The following is a 3,285-nucleotide window of genomic DNA, read 5'->3' as shown; positions in this document are numbered from 1 at the left end:
GCCTGTTCGTCTTCGGGCTGCTGCTCTTCGGCCTCGCCTGCCTGGCGGGCGGGCTCGCGGTCACGCCCGCGATGCTCATGGCCGCCCGCGCGGTCCAGGTCCTCGGGCGGCTGGTCGCCCGCCGCCCGCGCGGGTTCCAGCACCTCCCGCCGGTAGTCGTCGTCGAACGTCACGGGACGCCCGTCGTCAGCTGACCTGGACCCGGGAGAGGGCCTTCCGGGAGCGCTCGACCTCCTCCTCGGACATGCCGCCGACGTCCACCTTCAGCTCCAGCCGCTCGCCGGTCTCCTTCTCCACGGCGGTGACGTTCAGCAGGCCGGAGGCGTCGAGGGCGAACGTCACCTCGATCGGCCAGCCGGCCTTCTTGCCCGGCGGGACGCGGATCTCCCCGGTGGCGATCTCGGTGTTGTCCAGCAGCTCGGCCGACTCGACGCTGCCCGCCTGCTCCATCACCCGGATGTCGGCGGAGGTCTGGTCGTCGTAGACGGTGAAGAAGTCCTCGGTGGTCGCGGCGGGCAGCTCCTCGTTGGCGTGGACGAGGTGCGCGACGTGCTCGGCGCCGCTGTCGCGGTCGACGACGACGATGCCGAACGCGTGCGAGGCCACGGTCCTGATCTGCCGCCCCGCGATCTGCCGCCGCTGCTCGGCCGACAGCCCCGCGCGGCTGGCCATCTCCTCGGCGCGCTCGGCGGCGCCCTCCCGGACGAGGCGCCGGTAGGTCTCCTCGAAGGCGTACAGGGCGGCGCCCTTGGCGACGGCGAGGTCGGGGTCCTGCAGCCGCGGCGCGAGGCCGAGCTCGGTCTCCAGCCGGGCGGCGACCACCGGCATCTTGGTGGACCCGCCGACCAGCACGAGGTCGTCGTAGTCGTGCACGCCCTTGTCGGCGGCGGTCGCGAGGGTCCGCCCGGTGATCTCGACGGTGCGGTCGAGGAGGTCGCGGGTCAGCTCCTCCAGCCGCTCGCGGGTCACCTCGACGGAGGCGACCCGGCCGCCGTGCATGACCCGGACGGTGTGCGCGGTCCGCGCGGTGAGGGCCTTCTTGGCGTCCTCGGCGTCGCGGCGCAGCTGCTGCTCGGTCTGCTTGTCGTCCAGGGGGTCGCCGGCGTCGGGATGCTCGGCGCGGAACCGCTCGGCGAGGTGCTCGACGAGCCGCGCGTCCCAGTCGGCGCCGCCGAGCTCGTGGTCGCCGTCGGTGCAGACCACCTCGATGTGCCCGCCGCGCAGCGCGATGACCGTGGTGTCGAACGTGCCGCCGCCGAGGTCGTAGACCAGGATCGTGCGGTCGGCGTCGGGGTTCAGCACGCCGTAGGTGATCGCCGCGGCGATCGGCTCGGAGACGATGTCGATGACGTTGAGCCCGGCGATCCGGCCCGCCTTGCGGGTCGCGTCGCGCTCGGCGGCGCCGAAGTAGGCCGGGACGGTGATCACCACGTCCCGGGTCTCCTCGCCGGTGGTGGTGCGCGCGTCCGTCGCGAGCTTCAGCAGGATGAACGCCGACAGCTCCTCGGGCGTGAAGTCGATCCCGTGGATGGGACGGGTCACGTCCCGGCCCATGTCGCGCTTGACCAGGCTGACGACGTGGTCGGGGGCGAGGACGGCGGTGTCCTTGGCCGTGGCGCCGACGACGACGTTGTCGCCGGTCTCGAAGTACACCACCGAGGGGGTGGTGTCGGTGCCCTCCAGGTTGCGCAGGACCGCGGGCCGTCCCACATCGTCGATGGAGGCAATGCACGAGTACGTGGTTCCGAGGTCGATCCCGTAGACAGCCATGTCCCTCTCACCTGTCGGTGCCGAGTGCCGTGTTCATCGTCTCGCCGCGCCCGGCCGCGCGGTGGCGACTTGACCCGGTCCTGACGGCGGCCGCGGAGTCGCCCGCCGTGTCGCCCCCCGTACCGTCCGTCGTGCCGGCCGTCGTGCCGCGGTCCTTGCCGCCGGTCGTGTCGCGGTCCTTGCCGCCCGTCGCGCCGCCGTGCCTGCCGACGCTGACCGCCGCCTTGCGCAGGATCCTGCCGCCCTGCTCGAACCCGTCGGACTGGACGGTCACCACGGTGCCGTCCCGCGCGGGCTCGGAGACGGCGGTGACCGCGACCGGCCGGTGCCGGGACGGGTCGTAGGGGTCGCCGGGCTCGGCGGTGAAACGCTCCACCCCGAGGCGGGCGAGCGCGTCGGCGACGTCGTCGGCGACCGCCTCCAGTAGCAGCGCGGTCTGCCGGGGGCCGGGCGGGTCGCCGCCGTCGGCTCCGGTGAGCCGGTCCGACTCGCGGCGCGCCTGGTCGTGCAGGCGGAACAGCGCGGCGCGGACGGGTTCGAGGACGGTGTGCAGCTCGCCGCGGCGGAGCCGCTGGTTCTCCTCGTGCAGCCGGTCGATGACCGCCTCGCGGTGCGCGGCGCGCTCGTGCTCGCGGTCGAGCCGGGCCGAGAGCCCGGCGAGGGCGTCCCTGACCTCGGCGTGGAAGGCGCCGCCGCCGTCCGCGGTGCCGTTCTCCGCGCCGCTTCCGCCGCCTGTCGTGCCGCCTTCCGCGTCACCCTCCGTGTCGCGCTCGGGCGCGTCCCGATCCCGCGCGGCCGGCCCTCCGGGTTCGGCGGGGTCGTGGACGGGCACGGTGACGGGCTCGGCGGCGGGCGCCGGCCCCGGCTCGTTTCCAGGGCCGTCGCTGACTGGGCGATCCCGGTCCATCGACACGTGCAGTTACCTTAATGGTGAGGCGGCTTGCGACGGTAGATCTGTGGTTGACCTTCAATGGACTCTAGTTTGACCCCTGCCTCACGTTCCAGCACCGGTTTCCCAGCGCCGACACGCGCGGGTAACACCATGGAAACGCATTCCGGCCATTCTGGTGTCGTCAGCCGGATACAGGAGGTGGCCGATGTCGCTACGAATCCGTGTCCGCCTGCCGGACCGCCCGGGGTCGCTCGGGCGGGTGGCGCGCACCCTGGGCGCCGCGGGGGCGGACGTCGTGCAGATGGCCGTGCTCGAGCGCGGCGACGGCCGGGCGCTGGACGACTTCACCGTCCTGTGGCCCGCGGGCGCGTGCGTCGAGCGGCTGCGGGACGGGCTCGGCTCGGTGCCGGGCGTGGCGGTCGAGGGGATCTGGCCGACGGGCGAGCCGCGCGGCGCGTTCCCGGACGCGGCCGTGATCGGGCAGGTCGCGGCGTTCCCGGAGCGCGGCGCCGAGATCCTGGCCGACGCGGTCCCGGCGATCCTCAGCGCGGCCTGGGCGGGGCTGGCGGAGGTCGGCGCGGGCGGCGCGGCGGGGTTCGCGCACCTCAGCCCCGGCGGCCCCG

4 protein-coding genes are annotated in these 3,285 nt (G+C 74.3%); 2 read left to right on the top strand and 2 right to left on the bottom strand.

Annotated elements, in window-relative coordinates:
- The coding region (locus E1291_RS42940) for an MFS transporter (RefSeq protein WP_165495538.1) at window positions 1-194 on the top strand (194 nt) is incomplete at its 5' end.
- Here E1291_RS42940 and E1291_RS40460 read toward each other — a convergent pair.
- Both E1291_RS40460 and grpE read right to left on the bottom strand, forming a co-directional pair.
- Entirely contained in the window at window positions 187-1,770 is a 1,584-nt protein-coding gene (locus E1291_RS40460) for an Hsp70 family protein (RefSeq protein WP_131743295.1), read from the bottom strand. The two genes, E1291_RS42940 and E1291_RS40460, sit on opposite strands and share 8 nt — an antisense overlap.
- A 7-nt stretch (window positions 1,771-1,777) precedes the next feature.
- A complete protein-coding gene (gene grpE, locus E1291_RS40455) occupies window positions 1,778-2,677 on the bottom strand; it encodes a nucleotide exchange factor GrpE (RefSeq protein WP_131743297.1) in 900 nt (299 codons plus the stop codon).
- Window positions 2,678-2,867: 190 nt separating this feature from the next.
- Between grpE and E1291_RS40450 the strand changes: the two genes are divergently transcribed.
- Window positions 2,868-3,285 (top strand): ACT domain-containing protein (locus E1291_RS40450; protein ID WP_131743294.1); only part of this gene is annotated, 418 nt, incomplete at its 3' end.

Origin of the sequence: Actinomadura roseirufa (assembly GCF_900659635.1) — a bacterium.
GTDB lineage: Bacteria > Actinomycetota > Actinomycetes > Streptosporangiales > Streptosporangiaceae > Spirillospora > Spirillospora roseirufa.
The sequence above is the reverse complement of the archived record's forward strand: the minus strand, read 5'-3'. Positions and strand labels throughout refer to the sequence as shown.